This window comes from Aquirufa antheringensis, assembly GCF_004307425.1.
GTDB classification, from domain to species: domain Bacteria; phylum Bacteroidota; class Bacteroidia; order Cytophagales; family Spirosomataceae; genus Aquirufa; species Aquirufa antheringensis.
Genome location: NZ_SEWZ01000005.1, coordinates 34,465 through 56,953, shown reverse-complemented (window position 1 = coordinate 56,953; position 22,489 = coordinate 34,465). Strand labels below are relative to the sequence as shown.

The window sequence follows — 22,489 nt, the reverse complement described above, 5'->3', positions numbered from 1 at the left end:
GTGATATTACTCACGAAAACAGACATGTGACTTTTATCACTTTTTAGCAAGAAAATAGGAGCTATTTTTGAATAAACTTAGACTGTTAACCATGAAAACACATCACCATATTGTCATCGTTGGCGGAGGAAATGCCGGTATTTCAATCGCCTCGCAACTATTACGTAAAGATTCATCTTTAGACATCGCCATCATCGATGGCGCAAAGAAACATTATTACCAACCCGCTTGGACCTTAGTAGGTGGTGGAGAATTCAATATTCAAGACACAGAACGCGATGAAGCATCGGTCATCCCTGCCGGAACCACGTGGATTCAACAGATGGTTTCGGGCTTTAAACCAGAAGAGAACAAGGTTACCCTAGCTGATGGAACCGATGTAGGTTATGATTATTTAGTGGCAGCTCCTGGGATCCAATTGAATTGGGGGGAGATAAAAGGCTTAAAAGAAAATCTAGGCAAAAATGGGGTTTGCTCTAATTATAGTTTCGAAACAGCCCCTTACACCTGGGAATGTATTCAGAAGACTAGAGGCGGCAAGGCAATTTTCACCAATCCACACACCCCCATTAAGTGCGGTGGTGCTCCTCAAAAGATTATGTACTTAGCTGCTGATTATTTCAAAAAACAGGGCATTGATAGCCAGGTGGAATTTTGGAGTGGAGGTACGCGCGTTTTTGGCGTAGAAAAATATGAAAACACCTTAAAAAACGTTATTGCTCGATACGGTATACATACACAATTCTTTGTTAAGTTAGACGAGATTGATGGACCTAATAAAAAAGCGAAATTTGTGGGAATAGGCGAAGCGAATAAGGGCCAAGAATACTGGGTTGAATACGATATGATTCACGTAACCCCACCACAATCGGCACCGGACTTCATTAAAAAGAGTCCTTTAGCAAATGCTGCCGGCTGGATCGATGTAGAAAAACACACCCTACAACACGCTACATTCAAAAATATTTTCGCTTGCGGAGATGCTGCTGCATTACCCGTTTCTAGAACTGGAGCAGCTATTCGTAAGCAAGCGCCCGTTTTAGTGAGCAATTTACTGGCTGTAATGAAGGGCAAATCGATGTCAGCCTCCTATGATGGTTATTCCTCTTGTCCTATTATTACAGGATATGATAAATTAGTTTTGGCCGAATTCGATTATAACAATACCCCAATGGAAACATTCCCGATGGATCAATCAAAAGAGCGCTGGTCTATGTACCAAATGAAGAAATACCTACTCCCCTATTTGTATTGGAATCAAATCCTACCCGGAAAGATGTAAGAAAAAAGGCCGCTGTTAGGGCGGCCTTTCCATTTAATATTTGAGATAGGCCCAGCCGGCCTCCTGCTTAAGGACTACTTCAGCTACACCAGAGGGAACAGTGCCCGCTTGTGTTAAAATAGTAGAGCGATCAATTTTACGTTCGCGAATGGTATTTTCACAGGCTTTGAACAAAACGCCTGACGCAGCTAATTCTGCAACTTTGGATTTTTGAGTTGTTTTGCCATCGATTAAGATACCAATACCAGAACCATGAGCGACTAATTCAATTTGCGTAGTAGGCCCTAGTGCTGTTTGAAGATTTGAAATATTTTTCAATGCTCCGTGCCAAACTAAGGTATCCGAGGTATTTAATTGCACAACCACTTTGTGTGTTTGAGCATTAGCTGCAAAAAAAATGAAAGCAACAAATAAGGTTAACAGTAAGGTTTTTTTCATGATTATTTTTTTTTACTAAACTACAAATTTTACAAATGAAAGCAATGTGGAACGAGCGTTATCAAGCGGACGAATACCAATATGGAATAAATCCAAATGATTTTATGAAAGAGCAAATCACACCCCTACCCGCGAGCCGCATTTTATTTCCAGGTGCTGGAGAGGGACGAGATGCCGTTTTTGCTGCCAAAAAAGGATGGGAAGTCCACGCCTTTGACCTAAGTGAACAAGGGAAAGCAAAAGCGGAAAAATTAGCCTCAGCCGAAAAAATACGGATCCACTATAAAGTGGCAGATGCCGCGCTGGTAAAATTCCCTTTGGAATCTTTTGACGTCATTGCCTTAACCTATTTCCATCTGCCCTTGGAGACTCGATTACACTTTTACAAGCAATGCGTTTCGTGGCTTAAACCTGGCGGCTTACTTATTTTAGAAGGATTTAACCAGCGCCAACTCGGTTTAAGTTCAGGAGGACCTAAAAACGCAGAATGGTTATTTTCTACTGCAACTATTGCTGCCGAATTCCCTGGATTACAAATTCTAGTAAACGAAGAGAAGCAACGGACATTAAACGAAGGTCCACTTCACCAGGGTTTAGCAGAGGTTGTACAATTGGTGGGTCAAAAACTATAAAACATAGGCTTTGGCCGCATTTCCCACCATCTTCTTAGCTTCCTTTATTCGTTTTTTTTGACTAAAATAATTTAACACCCCTATAATAAGCCCTAAAATTGACATCCCATAAAATAGGTAAATCGCCCATCCAATCGTGTTAAATTGAACAATATTTTGAACACTTAAGCCAGCTACCAGAAAATACATGGAGGTTCGAATAAAAGATAAAAATGTGGTTTGATTAGCCATAATCGTACGCTGAATGGCTAAATTTTCTCTTAATATTAAGTCTTTGTTCATCAGTATAGATTTAATAAGGTGTGATTGAAGTCAAATTTTCTTGGTCCTGGACCACTCTACATTTATAAAAGAAAATAGAAAGAACTAAAAGCCCTTTCTATTCCTATGTCCTCTAAACCAAAATAATACTTTTGTATGATACTCAAATGTAGAATTTGACCAATGTTTACCAAATTCAATATGCAAAATTACCCTGATAACTTCAATTAAATCGTGACTTAAGTCCCAAGACTCAAACTATTTTAGGTGGTGACCAATATCACGAATTAGGCCTAGGGTTCACCGTAAATTTGTATTACTAAACAGAAAAAATAATGATTGGTTTAATTAAAAATTTATTTGGCTTTGGTCCAAAGGTTGACTTCAAGTCACTTTTAGCGGATGGTGCGACATTAGTCGATGTTCGCACTCCCGCAGAATTTAAAGATGGGCACATCAAAGGCGCCATCAATTTACCTTTGCAAACTTTAGGTTCTAATATGAACAAATTAAAGAAAGATCAGGTTATCATTACTTGTTGCCGCTCAGGAAGCCGTAGTGGAATGGCTCGCCGCCAGTTGCAAGCTGCCGGTTATACGCAGGTGTACAATGGAGGACCGTGGACTTCACTTAAAGCATAAAAAAAGAAGGAATGGTAAATGATGAATGGTAAATGGTTAATGATAAATGTTTCCCTCGGACTATTGACTAGCGACTATCGACTAAATCGCGCAGCGATGACTCGCGCAGCGACTGACTACTGATTACTAGAAACTAACAAATTATGAGCAAATTCGCAGACCTATTGAAATCGCCAGAACCCGTTTTAGTTGATTTTTCAGCTGAATGGTGCGGCCCATGCAAGCAATTAAAACCTATTTTAGAACAATTAAAGGCTAAAATTGGTAATTCTGCCAAAATCATTAAAATCGATGTCGACAAGAATCGTACCTTAGCAGATAAATTCCAAATCCGTTCCGTACCTACGATGATCCTATTTAAGGATGGTAAGTCGGTTTGGCGTCAATCAGGGGTAATTCCTGCGAGTACTTTGGAAGGTATCATTAAACAACATTCAAAATGAGAAACGTATTATATTCATTACTAATCCTTGGATTATTATTTTCTTGTGGGCCAAAAGAGGGACAACAAGACCTAGGTGCGACTGAATTCCAAACAGCATTAACAGCTGAATCAAAGGCTCAGATTTTAGATGTCAGAACGGCCGGTGAATTCCAAGGAGGCCACATCGAAGGTGCACTTAACGCAGATGTTAGCTCAGCGACTTTCCAACAAATTGCCTCAGGCTTAGATAAAGACAAAACTGTTTTCGTCTACTGCCTTTCAGGTGCAAGATCTGCTTCAGCCGCAGGAATGCTACAAGAAATGGGATTCAAATCTATCGTCAATTTAACAGGAGGTATGTTAGCTTGGCAATCAGCTAATCTTCCCATCGCTACTGGCGAAGCGAAACAAGCAGGTTCTGCCGGTTTAACAGAAGCTACTTTTGCCGAAAAAATCAAAGGCAAACCGATGGTCATCATCGATTACAATGCCACTTGGTGCGGCCCTTGCAAGCAATTAAGCCCTATCTTAAAAGAATGGGTTAAAGCTCAAAACGGTAAAGTCGAACTGATTGAAATAGATGTAGACGAAAACCAAGAGCTTGCAAAATCCAAGAAAATCGAAGCTATCCCCTACCTAGAAATGTACAAGAATGGCGTTAAGACGTGGTCTAGCGTGGGATTGATTGGGAAAGAGGAGTTAGATAAGTCGCTTCGCGACTAAGTCATTTACGTCGCTTCGCGACTAAGTCATCGCGTCGCGATTTAGTCGCCTTCGGCTAAGTCGTCGCTGCGAGACTAAGTCCGGAGTAAAGAGTAGAGAGCATGGAGAAAACATTTACCATTTACCATTCACAACTTACCATCTTCCCTCCCTATTCAGGTGTTAATGATGATTCTTTTTTGAAAATTATTGCGCAGCACAATTTTAAAAAAGAATCATCATTAACACATCATTCTCCACTTAATCACCCCCGCGGAACCCAACGTCAATAATCCAATGACGATTACACTCACTTCTAGTTCGAAATAGTCCGCTAAAACACCTGTTAAAATAGCACCAAAAGCATAGCCTAAATCGCGCCACAGGCGAAAAGTGCCTAAACTAGCGGCTCGATCAGCTGGGTGTGTGTTTTCTGCAATGGATGCTAAAAAAGTCGGATAGACAACCGCTGTTCCTACGCCTATCACAAAGGATAGGATGGCAAAAGCGGCGAATGTTTGAGCCCAAATAAGACCTAATATGGCAAAGGCTTGGAGAAGCATGCCGATAAATAATAAATCTTTTTGGCAAATAAAATCAGATAAACGTCCTGTCCCTAATTGCGCTAGGCCCCAAACCAGGGGATAGATGGCCGTAATCATCCCTATTTGGCCTAAATCAAAACCTTTAGTAGCTAATAACAGGGGAAATAGCCCCCATATCATCCCATCGTTCAGATTATTGACAAGACCTGCTTGAGAGATAGCTCCTAAATTTCGATGCAATAAAGAAGTATCCCAAAACGGATTTTTAAGTAAAGGGAGGGAACTTTCTTGGGCCGCTTTTTGGACAAATGACCGAGTATCTTTCACCCAAATCCAAGAAATCAACAAGCCCAAAAACACAAATACTATCCCGATATAAAAGGGATAAGGCCTAATTCCGTATGTATTCGCTATCCAGGCCGTTAAAAGCGCCACTAAACCGACAGATAAATAACCCGCGAATTCATTAATTCCCATAGCTAAACCCCGCTGCTTATCCCCCACTAGATCGATTTTCATAGTCACGGTACTAGACCAAGCGAGGCCCTGATTAATTCCCAAAAGTACATTAGCAGCCACAATCCAATTCCAAGTAGGCGCCCACATCAACAAGAACGGAATGGGAATCGCAAAAAGCCAACCGTAAATCAACAAACGTCTACGGCCCAATGTATTCGCAAAATGACCAGCGAAGTAATTTGTTAAGGCTTTGACAATACCAAAAACGACGATAAAGGAAAAGATGGCTGAATGAGAGGCAATATGAAATTCCTGAGCCGCTAATTGAGGCAAAATGGAACGTTCAAGTCCGACCATCCCGCCCACAAAGGCATTCACTAAAACCAACAAACTGAACTGCTGCCAATTCTCTTTCAATCCGAACCGAACTTCCATTTGCGTAAAATTTAGACACAAAGGTGCTCAGATGAACGCCAAAAGCACTTAACAAATGTTAAATTAGGATTTCTTCGCGCGAATGCGACTCAAACTTACCTGCGTGATTCCCAGATAAGAAGCAATAAATTTCAATGGAGCCCTCTTTAATACCTCAGGCTGCTCTTTCTCTAATAAATGGTAGCGTTCCTCTGCCGCATGAAACTGCAAATTTTCTATCCGTTGTATAGTCTCCACATAGGCCTTTTCAAACAATTTCGAGAACAAGCGTTCTATATCACGGTGCTCCTCGTACAGCGAAGTTAAAGCGGACGTATCAATGGACCAAAGCTCCGAATCCTCCAAAACCTGTATGCCTTTTTGACTAGGCTTACCCGCAAAAAGGCTTTCAGCCCGCGCAATCAAGTTGAATTCGCCATAAAAGCCCTCTGTCACATCCGTTCCGTCTTTGATATAATAAATACGAGCCATTCCCTTTTTCAAAAAATAAAGGGTCTTGCAGGTTTGGCCGATGGATTGCAAATCCTGGTTTTTAGCAATACGAATCTCCCGGCAAATACCTGCCAATGCCTCTTGAGAAGCTGCGCTCAGAGGGTAAATAGACTGGAAATAGGGGATGATGGGGGACATAGTATCGGTAATCAAAGTTCAAAGAGCAAAGTTCAAAGAATTTAAATTAAGTATTTCAAATAGTATCGCCAAAGGCGATTCCAACTCTGAACTTTGAACTTTGCTCTTTGAAATTTATTTCTTTTCCGCTTCAAACCCTATCGACACCGAATTAACGCAATAGCGTAATCCTGTATCCGTAGGGCCATCGTCAAAAACGTGGCCTAAATGGCCTCCACATTTTGCACAGGTAATTTCTGTGCGGCGCATGCCTAAGGTATTGTCTACGGTTTCTTTGATCACACCTGCTTTCACTTCCTTGTCAAAACTAGGCCAGCCGCAATGTGAATCGAATTTAGAATCAGAGCTAAAAAGAGGGGCTCCGCAGCCTCTGCAAGTATACATTCCCTTCTCGGTGTGCATCAAGAATTTGCCAGTATAGGGACGTTCGGTACCTTTTTGGCGTAAAATATAATACTCGTCTTCTGTCAATTTAGCCTTCCATTCGGCTTCCGTCTTAGGCAAATTTTCCATCGTCTTTGTTGCTGTAGTTGCTATCGTTTGTTTAGGCGTTTGTTTGGGCTCTTGTCCACAAGCTTGCAGGCTTACGAACAAAAGTACTAATCCTAGCATCTTTTTCATGTGATTATTATTTATAGCATAACGCAAGATAAGGGAAAAAGGTTTACGCGCCGCAAGCGGCAGTCATCGCTGCGCGATTTAGTCACGACTGCGTCGTTTAGTCGTCCTACGGACTTAGTCGATAGTCGCTAGTCGGGAGTCACTAGTCGATAGTCCGGAGTAAACATTTACCATTCACCACTTACCATTTACCATCCTCTCCTCTCTATACTCTCTTATCTCTAATCTTCTTTATTCTTTGTGCTTTATGCTCTATGCTTTAGACGTACCGCGGATCCACCCGCCACGCTAACTTCCGCAATTGTTGCACGCGCAGGGTTCTATGGCCAAAATCGTCCATCGACACGCCCTGCATCCAATAAATTCCACTGCCCCGGAAAGAATAGTTCTTTAGGTCGGAGGGGAAATGGACCGTATCAAAGAACTCGCCTTGGAGGTCCACAAAGTAGCCAAAATACATTCGTTCGCCCTGTTTCGTTCGGGTGGACTTTAAGGTGACGAGGTAGCCGATGATATCGCCTTTAGGCAATACCAAATCCGCATTCAACAAGGTCTCTGGTAATTCCTCAAGCAACAAAAAGGGCGAACAGAGAGGAAAACCGAGAATTTCCCATTGGTCGAAAGCATCCTCCTCGGGTTCGTGGATAAGCGGCGGCAAAACCCCGATGTCAGGGGAAAGCTCCTCGAACATCTCCATCGAGACCACCGTAGAGACTTTGCCTTGAAAACGCGCGTGCGCCTCCCATAATAGGGGCTTTTTGGCCTGACCTAGGTTGCGAAAGGCACCTATGCGAATCAACAAAATCGATTGCTCTAGCCCGATGGACACGCGGTGCACAAAATCCTCCCAAGAACGGAAAGGCCCAGACTGCCTCCGCGCCTCGAGTATTTCTTGGATGACCCGCTTCTCCAGGCCTTTGATATGTACCCAGCCCAAATAAATCCGCTTGCCTTCGATTCGGGTTAGGTAGTCGCTCTCATTAATTTCCGGTGCCTCCACCTCTGCTCCACAGCGTCTTGCCTCATGCACGTAAAATTCGGTGCGGTAGAATCCACCAAAATTGTTGATCACCGCCACCATAAATTCGAGCGGGTAATAGGTCTTCAGATAGAGACTTTGGTAGCTTTCTACGGCAAAAGAAGCCGAGTGCGCTTTCGAAAAGGAATAGCCCGAAAAGCTTTCCATCTGCCTCCACACCTCGCGTGAAACGGCTTCTGGATAGCCTTTGGCGGCACAATTCTCGAAAAAAGCCTGCCTAATGCGGTCAAATTCAGCTCTAGAACGGTATTTACCCGACATCCCGCGGCGCAGTACATCGGCCTCCGCTAAAGTCAAACCGGCAAAATAGTGAGCCACCTTGATCACATCTTCTTGGTACACCATCACGCCATAGGTTTCCTTCATCAGCTCCCCCATCAGCGGGTGCACGGGCTCGTAGGAATTCGGGGCGTGGAAACGCTCGATGTAGGCCTTCATCATCCCGGATGAGGAAACGCCGGGGCGAATGATGGAGGATGCGGCGACTAGGGTAATGTAATCTTGGCAACGTAGCTTCTTTAAAAGCGAACGCATCGCGGGCGATTCGATGTAGAAGCAGCCCATCGTCTCGTGGCGCATCAGCTGTTTTCGTACGCCTTCGTCTTTCATAAAGTCCTGGACGCGGTGCACGTCGACATCAACTCCCCGGTTTGCTCGGATGATGTCGACGGACTCTTTGATGTGGCCGAGGCCTCTTTGGGACAAAATATCAAACTTCGCAAATCCGATCTCCTCCGCCACGTACATATCGAACTGGCAGATGGGGAAACCTTTGGGCATTCCCTCCAAGGCCGTGTAAGCGGATAAAGGCGCATCCGAAATCAGGATGCCGCCCGCGTGGATGCTGAGGTAATTAGGGAAGTCGAGCAAGAGTTGGCCGTATTTGACGATCAGCGCCTGTATTTCAGATGTCACCTCCCGCATGGCGGTGGCGGGATCGAGCCAGGCGTCTATTTCGGCTTTGGGAAGACCAAAAACCTTCGCCAATTCCCGGTAAATCGACTTATCCCGAAACGTCACATAGGTGGCCAGAAGACACACGTGCTTCGCCCCATAGCGCTTAAAGATATAATCGATAATGTCATCGCGCTCATCCCAGGAGAAATCAATATCAAAATCCGGCGGACTCGTCCGGTGTTTGTTGATGAAACGCTCGAAATAGAGGTCTAATTCGACCGGATCCACGTCTGTAATCCCGATACAATAGGCCACAATGGAATTCGCCCCAGAGCCACGCCCCACGTGAAAATAGCCCCTAGAACGCGCATAGCGAATGATATCCCAGGTAATCAGGAAATAGGCATTAAAATCCAGCTCGTGAATAATCTTCAATTCCTTCTCCACCCGCGCCTTCGCCTCGCGATCCCCGCGCGGATAACGATACCGCAAACCCTCGTAAGCTAGCTTGGTGAGGAGGGCTAAATCGTCTTCTTTGGAAGAACTAAACAGCGAACGATTCTTCGGCTTTTTAAAATCAAAGCTAAAACTACAATCGGCTAGAATCTGATCCGCCTCCGCTAATAGCTGCGGATAATCCGCACAAGAAGCCGCTATTTCAGCAGGAGTATAGAAACGTTCGTCTGCCTGCGCCTGGTCCTTAGGCGAAAGTTTACTCAATAAGGTATTCAAATCGATCGCGCGCAGCAATCGGTGCATCGAAAATCCACGCTGATCCAGAAAGGTAAACGGCTGACACCAGACAAAATCACGCAGGTCTTTTTCTTTCCAAAGCAAATTCCGGTCACTCGCCCGCACGCCCCAGCGCTCCCGCGGTCCAGCCAGCGTCTTGATCTTTTTCCGCATGGCTAGCGGATAAATCGTCCACACATCGTCTGAAACGGGAGGTCGCTCTGGCCAGGGCTCTTTGGACACTAAATACTTCGTCGCAAAATCATTGATCTGCAAAAAACCACGCTCATTCCGCGCTAAACACACATAACCCGCCTCGAATTCCATCCCCACCACGGGCTTAATCCCCTCCTGCTGACACGCCTGCACGAAATCAAAGACACCAGAACTCCGATGTATATCCGTTAAGGCTAACGACGTAATGCCGCGCGCCTTCGCCTCCTGAACCAATTGCTCAGGCGAAAGCGTACCATAGCGCAAGCTGTAGTAAGAATGGCAGTTCAAATACATCTATTCGTCGTTTTTTGCGTGTGACGCCCCAGCGAGTGTCGCACCAGCAGATACTACAGCAGCAGGCAGTCGATTCCTCCGTTCGGCACTCCCCATCAATCCGCTCGCACGCAAGATGGAAAACTCGCCGTAGCGGTTCTTCAGGGAATCCATCGCCTGGTACAGCGGCACTAGCTTCGCCCCGTCATCAAACAGGTTCAGTTGCTCCTGCCCTTGTAACAGTTTGGAGAATCGCACCCCGATCAGCCGAATCAACAGCCTGCGGTCATACAGCTTCTCGAACAATTCGTAGACCGCCGGAATCAGGCGGTGGTCGCTAGCGGAAGCGGGGATACTGATTTGACGGGTATGGGTGTCAAAATTCGAGTAACGCACCTTCACCGTAATACAGGACGTACATTGCCCCAGCTTGCGCAAATCATAGCTCAGCTGCTCGGTCAGCGAACCCAGAATCCGCCGTAATAAAATTACATCCGTGCTATCCTGCTCAAACGTTATCTCTTTAGACAAGGACTTCTGCTCGGAATAAGGCACCACGGGACGTAAATCAATGCCATTAGCTCTTTCCCAAAGCATCGTCCCCGACTTCCCAAAGGTTCGCTCTAATACCCGCTGTGGCATTTGACTAAGCGTTCCTACGTGGACGATGCCCATATTACGCAGGGTTTGGGCCGTGACGGCACCGATCATCGGGATCTTGTTCACCGTCATCGGCGCTAAAAAGGCTTTCTCCTGCCCTGCTGGCACGTGAAACTCCCCGGCGGGCTTGACGTGATTCGTCGCGACTTTGGACACCGTCTTATTCACCGATAAACCAAACGACATCTGTAATCCAATCTGCTTTTTAATCCGATCCCGCAAATCCTGGGCAAAAGCATAGGAGCCAAAAAAGCGCTCCATCCCCGTCATATCTAAATAAAACTCATCAATCGAGGCTTTCTCCACCAAAGGCGCCCGCTCCATAATCAGCGAGGTCACCATCTCCGAATGCTGCACATACGCCTCGTAATCACCCCTTAACACAATCGCATCCGGACACAATTTCAGCGCCATCTTCATGGGCATCGCAGAACGCACCCCAAAAGCCCGCGTCTCATAACTACACGCCGCCACCACGCCTCGATCCGAACCGCCGCCCACAATGACCGGCTGGCCCACGAGTCGGGTATCTCGGAGTCGCTCTACCGAGACAAAGAAACTGTCTAAATCCATGTGCACAATCGCGCGCTCCTGCATAAAATTGGTAGATATTTGGGTATTTTGAATACCTTTCGTAACTTCGAAAAGTATACGAAGAAATTTTAGATACGAATTTTATTCATTTTCCTTTAATAAGCAAATCGCATGAGCACTTTTTTTAGTCAGAATTTACGTTTTTTACGCAGCAAGATGTCGGAGAAAACTTCGCAGGAAAAACTGGCGGAATTACTGAATATTAAGAAGCCGACTTTGGGCTCGTATGAGTCCGGAAGAGCGGAGCCTAAATATGCGGATTTGATCTCTCTAGCGGAGTTTTTTAAGGTTGAAGTGGATGAATTATTGAAGGAGGATTTGTCCAAAAGAATCCCCGGCCTGTCGAACAAACCTAAGCTACGAATTTTAGCTACGACGGTCGATGCGAACAATGAAGAGAATATCGAGATGGTACCGGTCAAAGCTTTGGCAGGATACACCGCCTCCTACGACGACCTCGACTTCGTGCGCGATCTCCCTACGTTCCAAGTGCCTTTCCTACCTAAAGACAAGAAATACCGCGTTTTCCCCATCAAAGGCGAATCGATGTTGCCCCTACAACCGGGCTCTTTAGTCTTCGCTGAATACGTAGAAGACTGGACCCAAATCAAGGACGGCACCATCTGCATCGTCGTGACCCGCGAGGACGGCGTCGTGTTAAAGCAGGTCATCAACCACCTCGCAGAACGCAAAGTCTTGATCCTGAACTCCACGAACAAGACCTACGACCCTTACCCGATTTTGGGCTCTGAAATCCAGGAAATCTGGAAGTTCGCGGGGTATTTTTATAATGAATTTCCGGAAAACTAAAAAAATGATGAATGGTAGATGGTGAATGGTAAATGAAAATTTACACAGAACCCCATTTACCATTTACCACTCACCATTTACCATCTCTACAGATGATCCTTAAAATTGCCACCTCCCTTTCCATTTCCGAAAACCAAGTTCGTAAAACCATCGCCCTATTAGACGAGGGCGCCACGATTCCCTTTATTTCCCGTTACCGCAAGGAGGCCACCGGAAGTTTAGACGAAGTACAGGTAGCGGCAATTCGTGATTTACGGGACCAATACGTAGAATTAGAAAAGCGACGAGAAGCCATCTTGAAGTCGCTACAGGAACTAGATAAATTGACGCCAGAACTGGAGAAGGCAGTTAGAGGGGCTGAGACTTTGGCCAAATTAGAAGACATCTACCTTCCCTACAAACCCAAGCGCAAAACACGCGCGATGGCGGCCCGAGAAAAAGGCTTACAAGAGCTCGCAAACCAAATCCGCTTACAAGGCCTAAAAGACCCAGAGGTCTTAGCGGCTGAATACTTAGACAACGTAGAGGAAGCACTTGCAGGCGCTCGGGATATTTTAGCGGAAGAGATGATGGAAACGGCAGAAGCGAGAGAAGAAGCGAGAAATCTGTTTACCCGCAAGACGACTGTTAAATCCACGGTTGCGAAAGGCAAAAAAGAGGAGGGCATTAAATACAAAGATTATTTCGACTGGTCTGAATCCTTGGCTCAAGCGCCGTCTCACCGGGTTTTGGCCTTATTCAGAGGCGAAAACGAGGGGATTCTAAATCTGAACTTAACAGGTCCAGACGAGGACGTATTAAATAGATTAGAGCGCCGGTTCTTAACCGGAAACAATGCCTGCGCGAAACAAGTGGGATTAGCTATCCAAGATGGCTATAAGCGCTTGCTAATGCCAGCGATGGAAACCGAAATGCGAGCTGAGGCGAAGAAACGCGCAGACGAGGAAGCTATCCGCGTATTCGCAGAAAATATCAGACAACTGTTATTAGCGGCACCATTAGGCCAAAAACGTGTCTTAGCCCTCGATCCCGGCTTCAGAACAGGCTGCAAAGTCGTTTGCCTGGATGAACAAGGAACGCTTTTAGACAATACCGCGGTTTATCCGCACACCGGACCTGGACAGGCCGCTGAAGCTGCCCACACCATCCAAGCCTGGGTGAAACAATACAAAGTGCAAGCGATTGCCATCGGGAACGGGACAGCTGGTCGTGAGACCGAATCCTTTGTACGTGGACTTAAGCTTGAAGGGATTACCATCATCATGGTAAACGAAAGTGGAGCGTCCATCTATTCTGCATCTGAAGCGGCGCGTGACGAATTCCCAGACAAGGATGTAACGGTTCGCGGAGCCGTTTCGATCGGTAGACGTTTGATGGATCCTTTGGCAGAACTGGTAAAGATCGATCCTAAATCCATCGGTGTGGGACAATACCAGCACGATGTAGACCAAAAGAAATTACAAGCCTCCCTCGACGATACCGTAATCTCGTGCGTGAACTCGGTAGGCGTGGAATTAAACACGGCCTCTAAACAGATTCTATCCTACGTTTCTGGCCTAGGACCTCAATTAGCCCAAAACATCATCGATTACCGCACCAAAAACGGCCCATTCTTAAAACGCTCTGACTTGAAAAAGGTCACGCGTTTAGGCGAAAAAGCTTTCGAACAAGCCGCCGCTTTCTTGCGTATTCGCAACGCGAAAAACCCGTTGGACGCCAGCGCAGTGCATCCAGAACGCTACGAAATCGTGGAGAAGATGGCGAAAGATTTGAACTGCAAGGTTTCTGATCTATTGGCGAACGAATCCTTACGCAAACAAATTCGCTTGAGTCAATACGTGAATACGGAAGTAGGTATGCCTACGTTAACCGATATCATGGAGGAATTAGCAAAGCCAGGACGCGATCCTCGCGAGCAATTCGAAGCCTTCGAATTCACGGAGGGCGTAAATTCGATTAAAGATCTTCGGGTAGGTATGATGCTTCCGGGAATCGTGACGAATATTACGAATTTTGGCGCCTTTGTCGATATCGGCGTTCACCAAGACGGATTAGTGCACGTCAGCCAGCTAGCGGACAAGTTTGTGAAAGACCCGAACGAAGTGGTTAAAGTGGCCCAAAAAGTGCAAGTCCGAGTGACGGAGGTGGATGAGGTAAGGAAGAGGATTGCGTTGAGTATGAAGAAATAGAGTAGAGATTATAGAGTATAGAGTATAGAGAAGAGATAAAATGTTCATCTATGCTCTATACTCTCCTCTCTCTAATCTACACTACTTAAAGGTAATTGGTTGAGTAAATCTACTTCTTACTGCTTTTCCCTCTAATATAGTCGGAACCCATCGAGGCATATTAATCACGACGCGTATTGCCTCTAAATCGCAATCAGGATGAAATCCTTTGACTATTTTGGCATTTGTAATCGTACCATCTTTCTCCACAACAAAGGAAACAAAAACTTGTCCAGTGACAATCCTTTGTTGCTTCAATAAAGATTCTGGATAAACTAAACTTGACATCAAATAAAGGGTATATGCCTTGGGACCACCCATAAAGTGAGCAGGTTGTAAAAACTTATAATAGGCAACCTCTTTACCTTCAATATCAAAACAAGACCCACCTTGAAATGCGTCAAAATCATAGCGATCCCAGCGTTTTAACACCCCATTAGGCCAAAAAGTCTTCAGATAGCCATCTAATTTCCCTTCCAAATGAGTCGCTTCATATTCTTTCTTCCCTAAAGAATCGAATTGAAAGGAGAGTCCATTTCGCACCTTTTTATTTTTATTCTTGTAGGTATCCCAAGTGGCCAAACTACCATCAGGTCGAAAGCGTTTTACAATTACCTGTTTTTTACTCGAAGAATCAGGAACGGTGATCTCAGAACGGTAATAGGGCTCTTCTTTGCCCACCTTCTCTCCGTCTTCATTGTAATACGTGATTTCCTGAGCGAAACTGATTAAACTAATAAATAAAAATAGAGAAGTAAATAGCTTTTTCATTTTGAGATTATTTAGGGTTAGGTTATTCTACTAAAAAAGGGAAGCTTTCGCTCCCCCTTCTTTTAATCTTTTTTCTTACAGCAATTCGGCAACTTAGCATAGTCTTTTGCTATCGCCTTTACCTCATCAGCATCGTATCCCGTTTCCGAGATCACTTTTCTAATGCCAGCGGCATCGATTTTCGCCGCATCGTATTCCACGGTGATCACCTTGTCGTCTAGATTCAAATCAGACTTAGCCACGCCTTTCGTCAAGGCTAAATTCTTCTCAATACGCTCTTTGCACATTTCGCAAATAGCTGAAGTTTTAATCTTGACTGTCTCCTTAGGACCAGCCATTGCCAAAAACGGCAAAATCAACAAAAATAGAATCTTTTTCATCGTTTTATTTTTTAACTACTTTCAAATCCATCGTGCAAGCAGGGCACTTCCCTTTCTTCGAATAGGTCTTTTTGCCTTCACACTTCATTGGACACGCATATTCTTCTTTTTTACTCTCTTTGGTAGCCTTTTGAGTGGCTTGAGATGTGGACGCAAAGGCCCCAAACATACCCATTACTAGGGTCGAAACTAAGATGTACTTTTTCATATTAATTGATTTTAAAACGGATTCCTGTATAAACCATCGTGCCGGTTATCGGCCCCCAAACCATCGAAGCATCAAAACCCAATGCAAATGGATCTTTCGCTACGTAAATGGGATTCTTTTGGGTAAAATTAAAAAGATTTTCCACTCCAAGGTACAATTCCCACTTTTTAAATTGACGCGTTACTTGCGCATAAACGGTAGAGAATGGCGGTGCGCTCACTTCTTGAATGGAACCTGTATGTAAATGGGCTAATTTATGGTCTGGAATCCGCCTTGATCCATTCCATTGCCAGGTTATATCGTATTTCCAAATGTCGTACGGCGTCGAATAGGCTAGATTCACTAATACGCGATCCTTGTTAAGATAAGGCTTTGATAAACGAATTAATCCTCCATCCATTCGCAAATAATCTGCTTGCACATCCTGGAAACGGTAGGCCACTTTCATCTCAAAGCGCTTAAATGGACTATAATTAAATTCTGCCTGAATACTGGTTGCAAATGATTCCCCGGGCATCGCATACATGCGCAAAGTCGAGCCCGCCTCCATATCGACCATCCATTGGTGGGTGAAATCAGTCCTAAATGCATCCAAAACTAGATTCGCCTTCCGAGAACCAATGTTCATGTTCTTAGTCAACGTAATCCCATAATTCCATGACGCCTCCAGAGGATTTAGATTTCCGACTAATTTTAAGGCGCGGTTATTGATGAGGAATCCCGTGTTTTCTGCCAAAGGATTCACCCGTCTCCACCCCTTTCCGGCAGATAAACGAAGGATCCAATCCGGGGCTACATCCCATTTTACATGCAAACGAGGCACCCATTGTGTACCTAACTGGTTATGGAAGTCGACTCTTTGGCCTAAAACCACTGTTAATTTAGTAGGAATCGTCCACGTATATTCCCCATAAATTCCTGGTACTATTTCGGTTCTAGCATAAGCAGAGTCTATATAGGACTCCTGATAGGAATCTAGTAAAAAACTGGCACCGGTCTTCCAGGTATGGTTGGTGTTGCCAATGATGGATTGAAAAATCAAATTACCATAAACACTTTGTTCTCGTCCTGTATAATTCTTAGTGGAGAAATAGGAATCATTTGCATGGTTAGCTGTGCTTACAATTAGGGCCAAACCCTGGTAAGGCTTGTTAGGAAATAATCGAGCTATTTTTGCGAAGGTCTCGAAACGCTCTGTCTTACTTCCAAAACCATATATTTGGGAACGATCCGCTTCAGACGTGAACGACTTTTGACCCCCTAAACGATCCTCATTCAAGTAATTTGCTCCCCACTGGATCATCCAACGATCCGTCGCATATTTCCAGCGATTGAGGACATTGATCAAATTAAATAAAGGCAAATCCAAAAAGCCATCCCCATTTCCATCCAAGCGAGCCGCCTGCTGAGAATAGTGTGTAAATACGCCCGTAGATAAACGAGAATTGAAGCGATGTGCTCCTTGTTGATTGACCTCGAATCGACCCTGTGAGTTCGTGTAAGTATTTAAATAATATACTTCAGAGGTGTCAGGCTTTGCGAGTTCCACATTGATGGCTCCCGTCATGGATTCATATCCATTCACAACGGAGATGGTACCTTTCGCTAAATCAATCGACCTTATCCAAGTTCCTGGCAAATAATTCAAGCCGTAAGTGGATTTCAGTCCACGGATAGAGGGAACATTCTCCACATTCGTTTGCACATAGGTTCCGGCTAAACCCAGCATCTGAATTTGTTTAGACCCCGTCACTGCATCCGAGTAATTAACGGAAACGGAGGCATTCGTTTCAAAACTTTCGGAAAGATTGCAGCAAGCCGCTTTCCCCAAGGTTTTAATCGTCATGATTTCGGTGGCGAGGACGGCGTTATCGTCTTTTTGGCCAGGATTTGCCACAACTCGAAATTCCTTCAATTCCGTTTCACGTTCAATGCTATCTTTTTGCATGACCCGTTGTTGAGCCTGCGCTAGCGTCGCAAAACTCAAAAATATAAGTATTTTGTACATGGTATTTTGATTTAGATGAATGAAATAGTTAAAAAACTATAACCTGAATCAAATCAAATACGTTTGCAATTGAGCTAAGCGAATCTGCTGCGCGAGCGGCGGAGCGTTAGAATGATAAGAAACATAACCAGGACCCTGATGATTTAAATCAAGATTTTGATAAAACGAAGAGACAGAAATGGGTGTAAAGGCAAAAATCATCGCCGTATTCCCTTTCGTCAAATCAAAATTAAACTTTACCTGGTATTTCCCTAACAAACAGCATTTTGCCCTTGAAATATGAGCTTCTGTTGTTTTTTTACAGCAGGATTCTGCTTTTGTAATGGTTGTTTTCTTCGCCCCTGTGTAGATGCAAGTAGCCTCTGTCCATGAAATTCCCAAGCTGCCGAAAAGAATCCAGGCAGCGAGAAAGAAGGACATGAAGCTTTTGGCAAAGAATTTCATTAGACAAAATTAAGGACAATTCACTAATTTGCTATATGTTTCAGCGGTTTATCTTTTTCATTCTATGCTGCGCCTGCATTCCCTTGCAAGCTCAGACTTACCGCTACCTGATTCTTTTTAAAGACAAGGGCTCGAATACCTATTCCATTAACAATCCAAGCGCATTTTTAAGTTCCAAAAGCCTCGAACGTCGTCGCAAAAACCGCGTCGCTATCACGCTTCAAGACCTACCTATAAGTCCCGATTACCTAGCTCAAGTAAAAGCTTCAGGTGCGCGCATTTTGTTTCCCTTAAAATGGCTAAACGGTGCATTGATTCTACAAAAACCGAGTGAATTAAAGAAAACACTTGCTCTAAGCTGCGTTAAAGGACTTTATTGGGATTTTCCAGCGGACTCCAGCTCAACTAATCAAATTCAATCCGGAACGCAATCGAGTTCAATTAGCCCAGATTATGGCAACTCCCTCTCCCAAAATGGGCAATTAGGCATTGATCAAATGCACGCTAAAAACATCTTAGGCGATGGGATTCTAATTACCCTACTTGATGACGGATTTAAAAATGCGAATACCGTACCCTATCTTAAAAATCTTGTCAGTGAAAAACGCATCCTCGCTACGCTTACCACTGATCCATCTTTGACCTCCGTATATGCTGGCGGTGGCCACGGCACAAACGTCCTTTCTACCATCGCCGGAAATGTACCCGGTAAATTAATTGGAACGGCCTACAAAGCCTCCTTTGCTTTGGCACAAACCGAAGAAAGTCGCCACGAATTAATCGTGGAGGAAGCGAATTGGCTAAGAGGCGCAGAATGGGCCGATAGCTTAGGCACAGACATCCTTTCCTCTTCTTTAGGTTACTCGACTTTTGACAATCCCCTGCATAACCACACCTACGCAGATATGAATGGCAAATCGACACTCGTTTCTAAAGCCGCGGCCTGGGCAGCAAGCAAAGGGATTCTTTGCACCATTAGCGCAGGAAATGAAGGGGCAAATGAATGGAAATACATCACCGCACCAGCAGATGCCGATTCGATTTTAACCGTGGGATCAGTCAATGCATTGGGCGGTTTATCGTCTTTTAGCTCTACAGGACCTAGTTTTGACGGTCGCATTAAGCCTGATGTTGTTAGTATGGGATCAAACACGGTGGTGGGAAATACCGATGGTACCATTGGAATCTCTAATGGCACCTCTTTTTCAGCTCCGCTAATCGCGGGACTTGCCGCAGGATTAATGCAATCTTTCCCTACCCACACGGCTCAACAAATCAGAAAGGCCATCCTAAAATCAGGCTCACAATTTACTAGAACAGATATGCTGCTTGGATTTGGCATCCCTGATTTTGCCAAAGCAAGCGAAGCCATCGAACTGATTTTAGGCAATTCCGAGGAACAAACTTTACGCATCTACCCTAACCCTGTAAACCCCGGCGAAGCGGTACACCTTTCCATCCTATTCCCTTCTGCTCAAGTAGAAATACTGAATAATGCCGGAATAATTGTCCAATCCTTTCAGCTAACACAGGCCGAGTCAAGTATTTACCTTGGCCCTTTCGTTTCTGGCAAATATTATTTTAGATTTACCACAGAATCAACCTCTATTGTTAAACCTGTACTATTACGATGAAAACACGCTTTCTTTCGCTCGACATTCTCCGAGGAATTACGCTCGCTGGCATGATTCTAGTGAATAACGCTGGCAACTGGCAATTCACCTATGCGCCACTTTTACACGCAGAATGGAATGGCTTTACACCCACTGACCTTGTATTTCCTAGTTTTTTATTCATGGTGGGCGTCGCCATGCGCTTCTCTTTCAAGGCATTCAACTACGAATTAACGCCAGCCGTTCGCAACAAGATTTTAAAGCGGACATTGTATTTATTTCTGATCAATTACTTCATTTTCTATTTTCCATTCACCCATTTCTCTTTTGAAACGTTGCGTTTTTTGAATGTATTACCGCGCATTGCCCTGTCCTTTTGCGCCGTTTCCTTTTTAACGTTACAAGTGCCGTCTAAATGGCTAACCTGGATAAATGCTGGTATTTTATTCTCATTTTGGGCTATTTTATATTTCTTTGGAGATGCTGGACTTTGGATGGATATCAGTTCGAATGCAGTGAGAAAACTAGACTTATTTTTATTCGGAGAATCCCATTTATACCATGGAAATGTGGTCAATGGCATCGCTATTGCCTTCGACCCAGAGGGACTTTTGAGTACGCTTCCCGCTATTTCTACTTGTCTTTTCGGCTATCAAGTCAGTTTATTTTTAGAGAATCAGGCCAAAGAAAATAAGTCCGCCTTACTCAGTTTGCTGGGCTGGGGCGCCGTTTTAATTGTAGTGGCGTTGATCTGGGACCAAGTTTTTCCCATCAATAAAAAGTTATGGACCAGCTCTTTCGTTTTACTTTGTGCTGGCATTGACTTCATCTTGATTGGATTATTAAATTGGTGGATGGAGACTAAAGAACGTCACTTCGGCAACACCTTCTTCCTCGTTTTTGGCACTAATTCTATCCTTGCGTACGGCATTTCAGAAGTCATTGCCATTCAATTAGGCAACTACCAGATCCAAGATATGTCCGCTAGCGAATGGCTGTATTGGCATCTATTTGAACCTATTTTTGGCAAATACAATGGGTCGCTGGCCTATGCAATTGCTTTTGTGCTGGTTTGCTGGAGTATTTGTTGGGTGTTTTGGAAGAAGAAAATATTCTTGAAAGTATAGCTTTTCGAGTCGGCGCCTTGCGCCTTAGTCGCTGGGTCGCCACTTCGTGGCTTAGTCGCTGCTTCGCAGCTTAGTCAACTTCGTTTTAGTCGGCGCCTTGCGCCTTAGTCGCTGCTTCGCAGCTTAGTCAACTTCGTTTTAGTCAAAGAGTCAAAAAGAATGACCAAGTCCGCAGGACGACTAAATCGCGAAGCGATGACTAAGTCCGCAGGACGACTAAATCGCGAAGCGATGACCAAGTCCGCAGGACGACTAAATCGCGAAGCGATGACCAAGTCCGCAGGACGACTAAATCGCGAAGCGATGACCAAGTCCGCAGGACGACTAAATCGCGAAGCGATGACCAAGTCCGCAGGACGACTAAATCGCGAAGCGATGACCAAGTCCGCAGGACGACTCCTTTTCGCAAGCGGATTTTTAGCTGAGGGTAGTTTAGTTGAGGGATTTTAGAAATTATGGCGTAGACCAATTTGAAAATCCCTCAACTAAATAGCCTCAGAATGAAAAAGGAGCGCCGCACCAAAAACCCCTGCCGAATCACCCAACTTAGGCTTCACAATAGGTGTCAAGACCTCTCCTGAATTGAAAATGTATTTTTTGATTCGTTCGATTCCCTCTGTATATAGCAAATCGATATTTCCTACACCGCCACCGATGACGATGACTTGGGGATCTAATACGTTAATTAAAGTCGAAACGGCACGGCCGAAATTCTCTAACATTCGCTCAATCGTAGCAGAGGCATGCATATCAGTTCCAGCTAGATGAGCTTGAAGGATTTGTGGCATGCGGAGTTTTTGGCCTGAAATAGAAAAATAAAACTCCTCTAAAGCTGGTCCAGAGATAACGTGTTCCACGCAACCCGACTTACCGCAATAGCACGCCTTGCCGCCTTCCTCCAAAATGCTGTGTCCCCATTCGCCACCAATGCCGTGTAAGCCATTAATCACTTGACCGTGTACGACTAATCCGCCGCCTACACCAGTTCCCATAATGATCCCAAAAACGACTTCCGCTTTAGGATTCACGTCTTGCACCGCACCCAAATGGGTTTCTGCTAACGCAAAGCAATTCGCATCATTTGCGAGACGTACTTCAACGCCTAAGGCTTTGGTTAAATCAGCTGCCATCGGACGACCGTTCATAGAGGTCGTGTTGCAGTTTTTCATGGTTTGGGTAGCGGGATTCAAGACGCCAGGAGTGGCAAAACCGATTCGGGTAGGCGAAACACCCAGCTGTTCGGAGACGCAGGAAACTAAACGGGCTACTTGGGAAATGATGTGTTCGTAGCCTTTTGCTGCTTCGGTATCGATGCGTTCGCGGGCAATGACTTGCGTTAAATCAGCGGCAGACAATACGGCACATTCGATTTTGGTTCCCCCTAAATCGATGCCCCATACATAGGAATTTTCCATAGGT

General features: G+C 44.7%; 23 protein-coding genes. 9 read left to right on the top strand and 14 right to left on the bottom strand.

The genetic code is table 11. From position 1 onward, the window contains the following. The first annotated feature begins 91 nt into the window (after positions 1-91). Positions 92-1,282 (top strand): NAD(P)/FAD-dependent oxidoreductase, encoded by a 1,191-nt coding sequence (locus EWU21_RS10965; protein ID WP_130897011.1) that lies wholly within the window; start codon positions 92-94, stop codon positions 1,280-1,282. 33 nt (positions 1,283-1,315) lie between these two features. On the opposite strand, the gene EWU21_RS10960 is transcribed toward EWU21_RS10965, so the two are convergent. Next, the gene (locus EWU21_RS10960; RefSeq protein ID WP_130897010.1) at positions 1,316-1,720 is read right to left on the bottom strand and encodes a DsrE family protein; all 405 of its coding nucleotides are present in this window, start codon (positions 1,718-1,720) and stop codon (positions 1,316-1,318) included. 35 nt (positions 1,721-1,755) lie between these two features. On the opposite strand from EWU21_RS10960, the gene EWU21_RS10955 reads away from it, so the two are divergent. Continuing rightward, on the top strand, positions 1,756-2,352 hold the full coding sequence (locus EWU21_RS10955) for a class I SAM-dependent methyltransferase (protein WP_130897009.1): 597 nt from the start codon (positions 1,756-1,758) through the stop codon (positions 2,350-2,352). On the opposite strand, the gene EWU21_RS10950 is transcribed toward EWU21_RS10955, so the two are convergent. Next, entirely contained in the window at positions 2,347-2,634 is a 288-nt protein-coding gene (locus EWU21_RS10950) for a DUF202 domain-containing protein (protein WP_130897008.1), read from the bottom strand. The two genes, EWU21_RS10955 and EWU21_RS10950, sit on opposite strands and share 6 nt — an antisense overlap. Before the next feature lie 314 nt (positions 2,635-2,948). On the opposite strand from EWU21_RS10950, the gene EWU21_RS10945 reads away from it, so the two are divergent. The 3 genes from EWU21_RS10945 (at position 2,949) to EWU21_RS10935 (ending at position 4,401) form a co-directional block, all read left to right on the top strand. Next, on the top strand, positions 2,949-3,254 hold the full coding sequence (locus EWU21_RS10945; protein WP_130897007.1) for a rhodanese-like domain-containing protein: 306 nt from the start codon (positions 2,949-2,951) through the stop codon (positions 3,252-3,254). A 143-nt stretch (positions 3,255-3,397) separates the two neighbouring features. Beyond that, positions 3,398-3,697, top strand: coding sequence for a thioredoxin (trxA, locus tag EWU21_RS10940; protein WP_130897006.1), 300 nt, complete (start codon positions 3,398-3,400; stop codon positions 3,695-3,697). Beyond that, complete coding sequence (locus tag EWU21_RS10935) at positions 3,694-4,401, top strand: thioredoxin domain-containing protein (RefSeq protein ID WP_130897005.1); 708 nt, start codon at positions 3,694-3,696, stop codon at positions 4,399-4,401. Before trxA ends, EWU21_RS10935 begins: the two co-directional genes overlap by 4 nt. A 221-nt stretch (positions 4,402-4,622) precedes the next feature. Here EWU21_RS10935 and EWU21_RS10930 read toward each other — a convergent pair whose 3' ends face one another. From EWU21_RS10930 to dinB, 5 genes are all read right to left on the bottom strand, one after another. Further along, positions 4,623-5,819: an MFS transporter gene (locus EWU21_RS10930; RefSeq protein ID WP_130897004.1), complete on the bottom strand. Its 1,197-nt coding sequence runs from the start codon at positions 5,817-5,819 to the stop codon at positions 4,623-4,625. Positions 5,820-5,882: 63 nt separating this feature from the next. Further along, positions 5,883-6,449, bottom strand: a complete 567-nt coding sequence (locus EWU21_RS10925) for a Crp/Fnr family transcriptional regulator (RefSeq protein WP_130897003.1) — start codon at positions 6,447-6,449, stop codon at positions 5,883-5,885. A gap of 114 nt (positions 6,450-6,563) precedes the next feature. Further along, on the bottom strand, positions 6,564-7,070 hold the full coding sequence (msrB, locus tag EWU21_RS10920; protein ID WP_130897002.1) for a peptide-methionine (R)-S-oxide reductase MsrB: 507 nt from the start codon (positions 7,068-7,070) through the stop codon (positions 6,564-6,566). A 259-nt stretch (positions 7,071-7,329) separates the two neighbouring features. Beyond that, positions 7,330-10,248, bottom strand: a complete 2,919-nt coding sequence (locus tag EWU21_RS10915) for a DNA polymerase III subunit alpha (protein ID WP_130897001.1) — start codon at positions 10,246-10,248, stop codon at positions 7,330-7,332. Beyond that, positions 10,249-11,484, bottom strand: coding sequence for a DNA polymerase IV (gene dinB / locus EWU21_RS10910; protein WP_130897000.1), 1,236 nt, complete (start codon positions 11,482-11,484; stop codon positions 10,249-10,251). 108 nt (positions 11,485-11,592) lie between these two features. Between dinB and EWU21_RS10905 the strand changes: the two genes are divergently transcribed. Together EWU21_RS10905 and EWU21_RS10900 are read left to right on the top strand one after the other, a co-directional pair. Further along, the gene (locus tag EWU21_RS10905; protein WP_130896999.1) at positions 11,593-12,291 is read left to right on the top strand and encodes an XRE family transcriptional regulator; all 699 of its coding nucleotides are present in this window, start codon (positions 11,593-11,595) and stop codon (positions 12,289-12,291) included. A 92-nt stretch (positions 12,292-12,383) separates the two neighbouring features. After that, positions 12,384-14,480 (top strand): Tex family protein, encoded by a 2,097-nt coding sequence (locus tag EWU21_RS10900; protein ID WP_130897054.1) that lies wholly within the window; start codon positions 12,384-12,386, stop codon positions 14,478-14,480. An 81-nt stretch (positions 14,481-14,561) separates the two neighbouring features. Here the strand turns inward: EWU21_RS10900 and EWU21_RS10895 are convergent, their stop codons facing one another. The 5 genes from EWU21_RS10895 to EWU21_RS10875 form a co-directional block, all read right to left on the bottom strand. Next, positions 14,562-15,290, bottom strand: coding sequence for an energy transducer TonB (locus EWU21_RS10895; protein WP_130896998.1), 729 nt, complete (start codon positions 15,288-15,290; stop codon positions 14,562-14,564). 62 nt (positions 15,291-15,352) lie between these two features. Then, the gene (locus EWU21_RS10890) at positions 15,353-15,670 is read right to left on the bottom strand and encodes a heavy-metal-associated domain-containing protein (RefSeq protein ID WP_130896997.1); all 318 of its coding nucleotides are present in this window, start codon (positions 15,668-15,670) and stop codon (positions 15,353-15,355) included. Positions 15,671-15,674: 4 nt separating this feature from the next. Further along, positions 15,675-15,878, bottom strand: a complete 204-nt coding sequence (locus EWU21_RS10885) for a heavy metal-binding domain-containing protein (RefSeq protein WP_130896996.1) — start codon at positions 15,876-15,878, stop codon at positions 15,675-15,677. 1 nt (position 15,879) lies between these two features. Continuing rightward, positions 15,880-17,886, bottom strand: a complete 2,007-nt coding sequence (locus EWU21_RS10880) for a TonB-dependent receptor plug domain-containing protein (RefSeq protein ID WP_130896995.1) — start codon at positions 17,884-17,886, stop codon at positions 15,880-15,882. 48 nt (positions 17,887-17,934) lie between these two features. Continuing rightward, positions 17,935-18,330, bottom strand: a complete 396-nt coding sequence (locus EWU21_RS10875; protein ID WP_130896994.1) for an HYC_CC_PP family protein — start codon at positions 18,328-18,330, stop codon at positions 17,935-17,937. Between the two features lie 35 nt (positions 18,331-18,365). On the opposite strand from EWU21_RS10875, the gene EWU21_RS10870 reads away from it, so the two are divergent. Together EWU21_RS10870 and EWU21_RS10865 are read left to right on the top strand one after the other, a co-directional pair. Next, on the top strand, positions 18,366-19,964 hold the full coding sequence (locus EWU21_RS10870; RefSeq protein ID WP_130896993.1) for a S8 family peptidase: 1,599 nt from the start codon (positions 18,366-18,368) through the stop codon (positions 19,962-19,964). Further along, positions 19,961-21,070 carry an acyltransferase family protein gene (locus EWU21_RS10865; protein ID WP_130896992.1) on the top strand — a complete coding sequence of 370 codons (1,110 nt, stop codon included), beginning with the start codon at positions 19,961-19,963 and terminating at the stop codon, positions 21,068-21,070. The genes EWU21_RS10870 and EWU21_RS10865 overlap by 4 nt, the downstream gene beginning before the upstream one ends. 104 nt (positions 21,071-21,174) lie before the next feature. Here EWU21_RS10865 and EWU21_RS10860 read toward each other — a convergent pair whose 3' ends face one another. Together EWU21_RS10860 and EWU21_RS10855 are read right to left on the bottom strand one after the other, a co-directional pair. Beyond that, complete coding sequence (locus EWU21_RS10860; protein WP_130896991.1) at positions 21,175-21,453, bottom strand: hypothetical protein; 279 nt, start codon at positions 21,451-21,453, stop codon at positions 21,175-21,177. A gap of 102 nt (positions 21,454-21,555) precedes the next feature. Next, positions 21,556-22,485: an ROK family protein gene (locus EWU21_RS10855; RefSeq protein WP_130896990.1), complete on the bottom strand. Its 930-nt coding sequence runs from the start codon at positions 22,483-22,485 to the stop codon at positions 21,556-21,558. Positions 22,486-22,489: the final 4 nt, after the last annotated feature.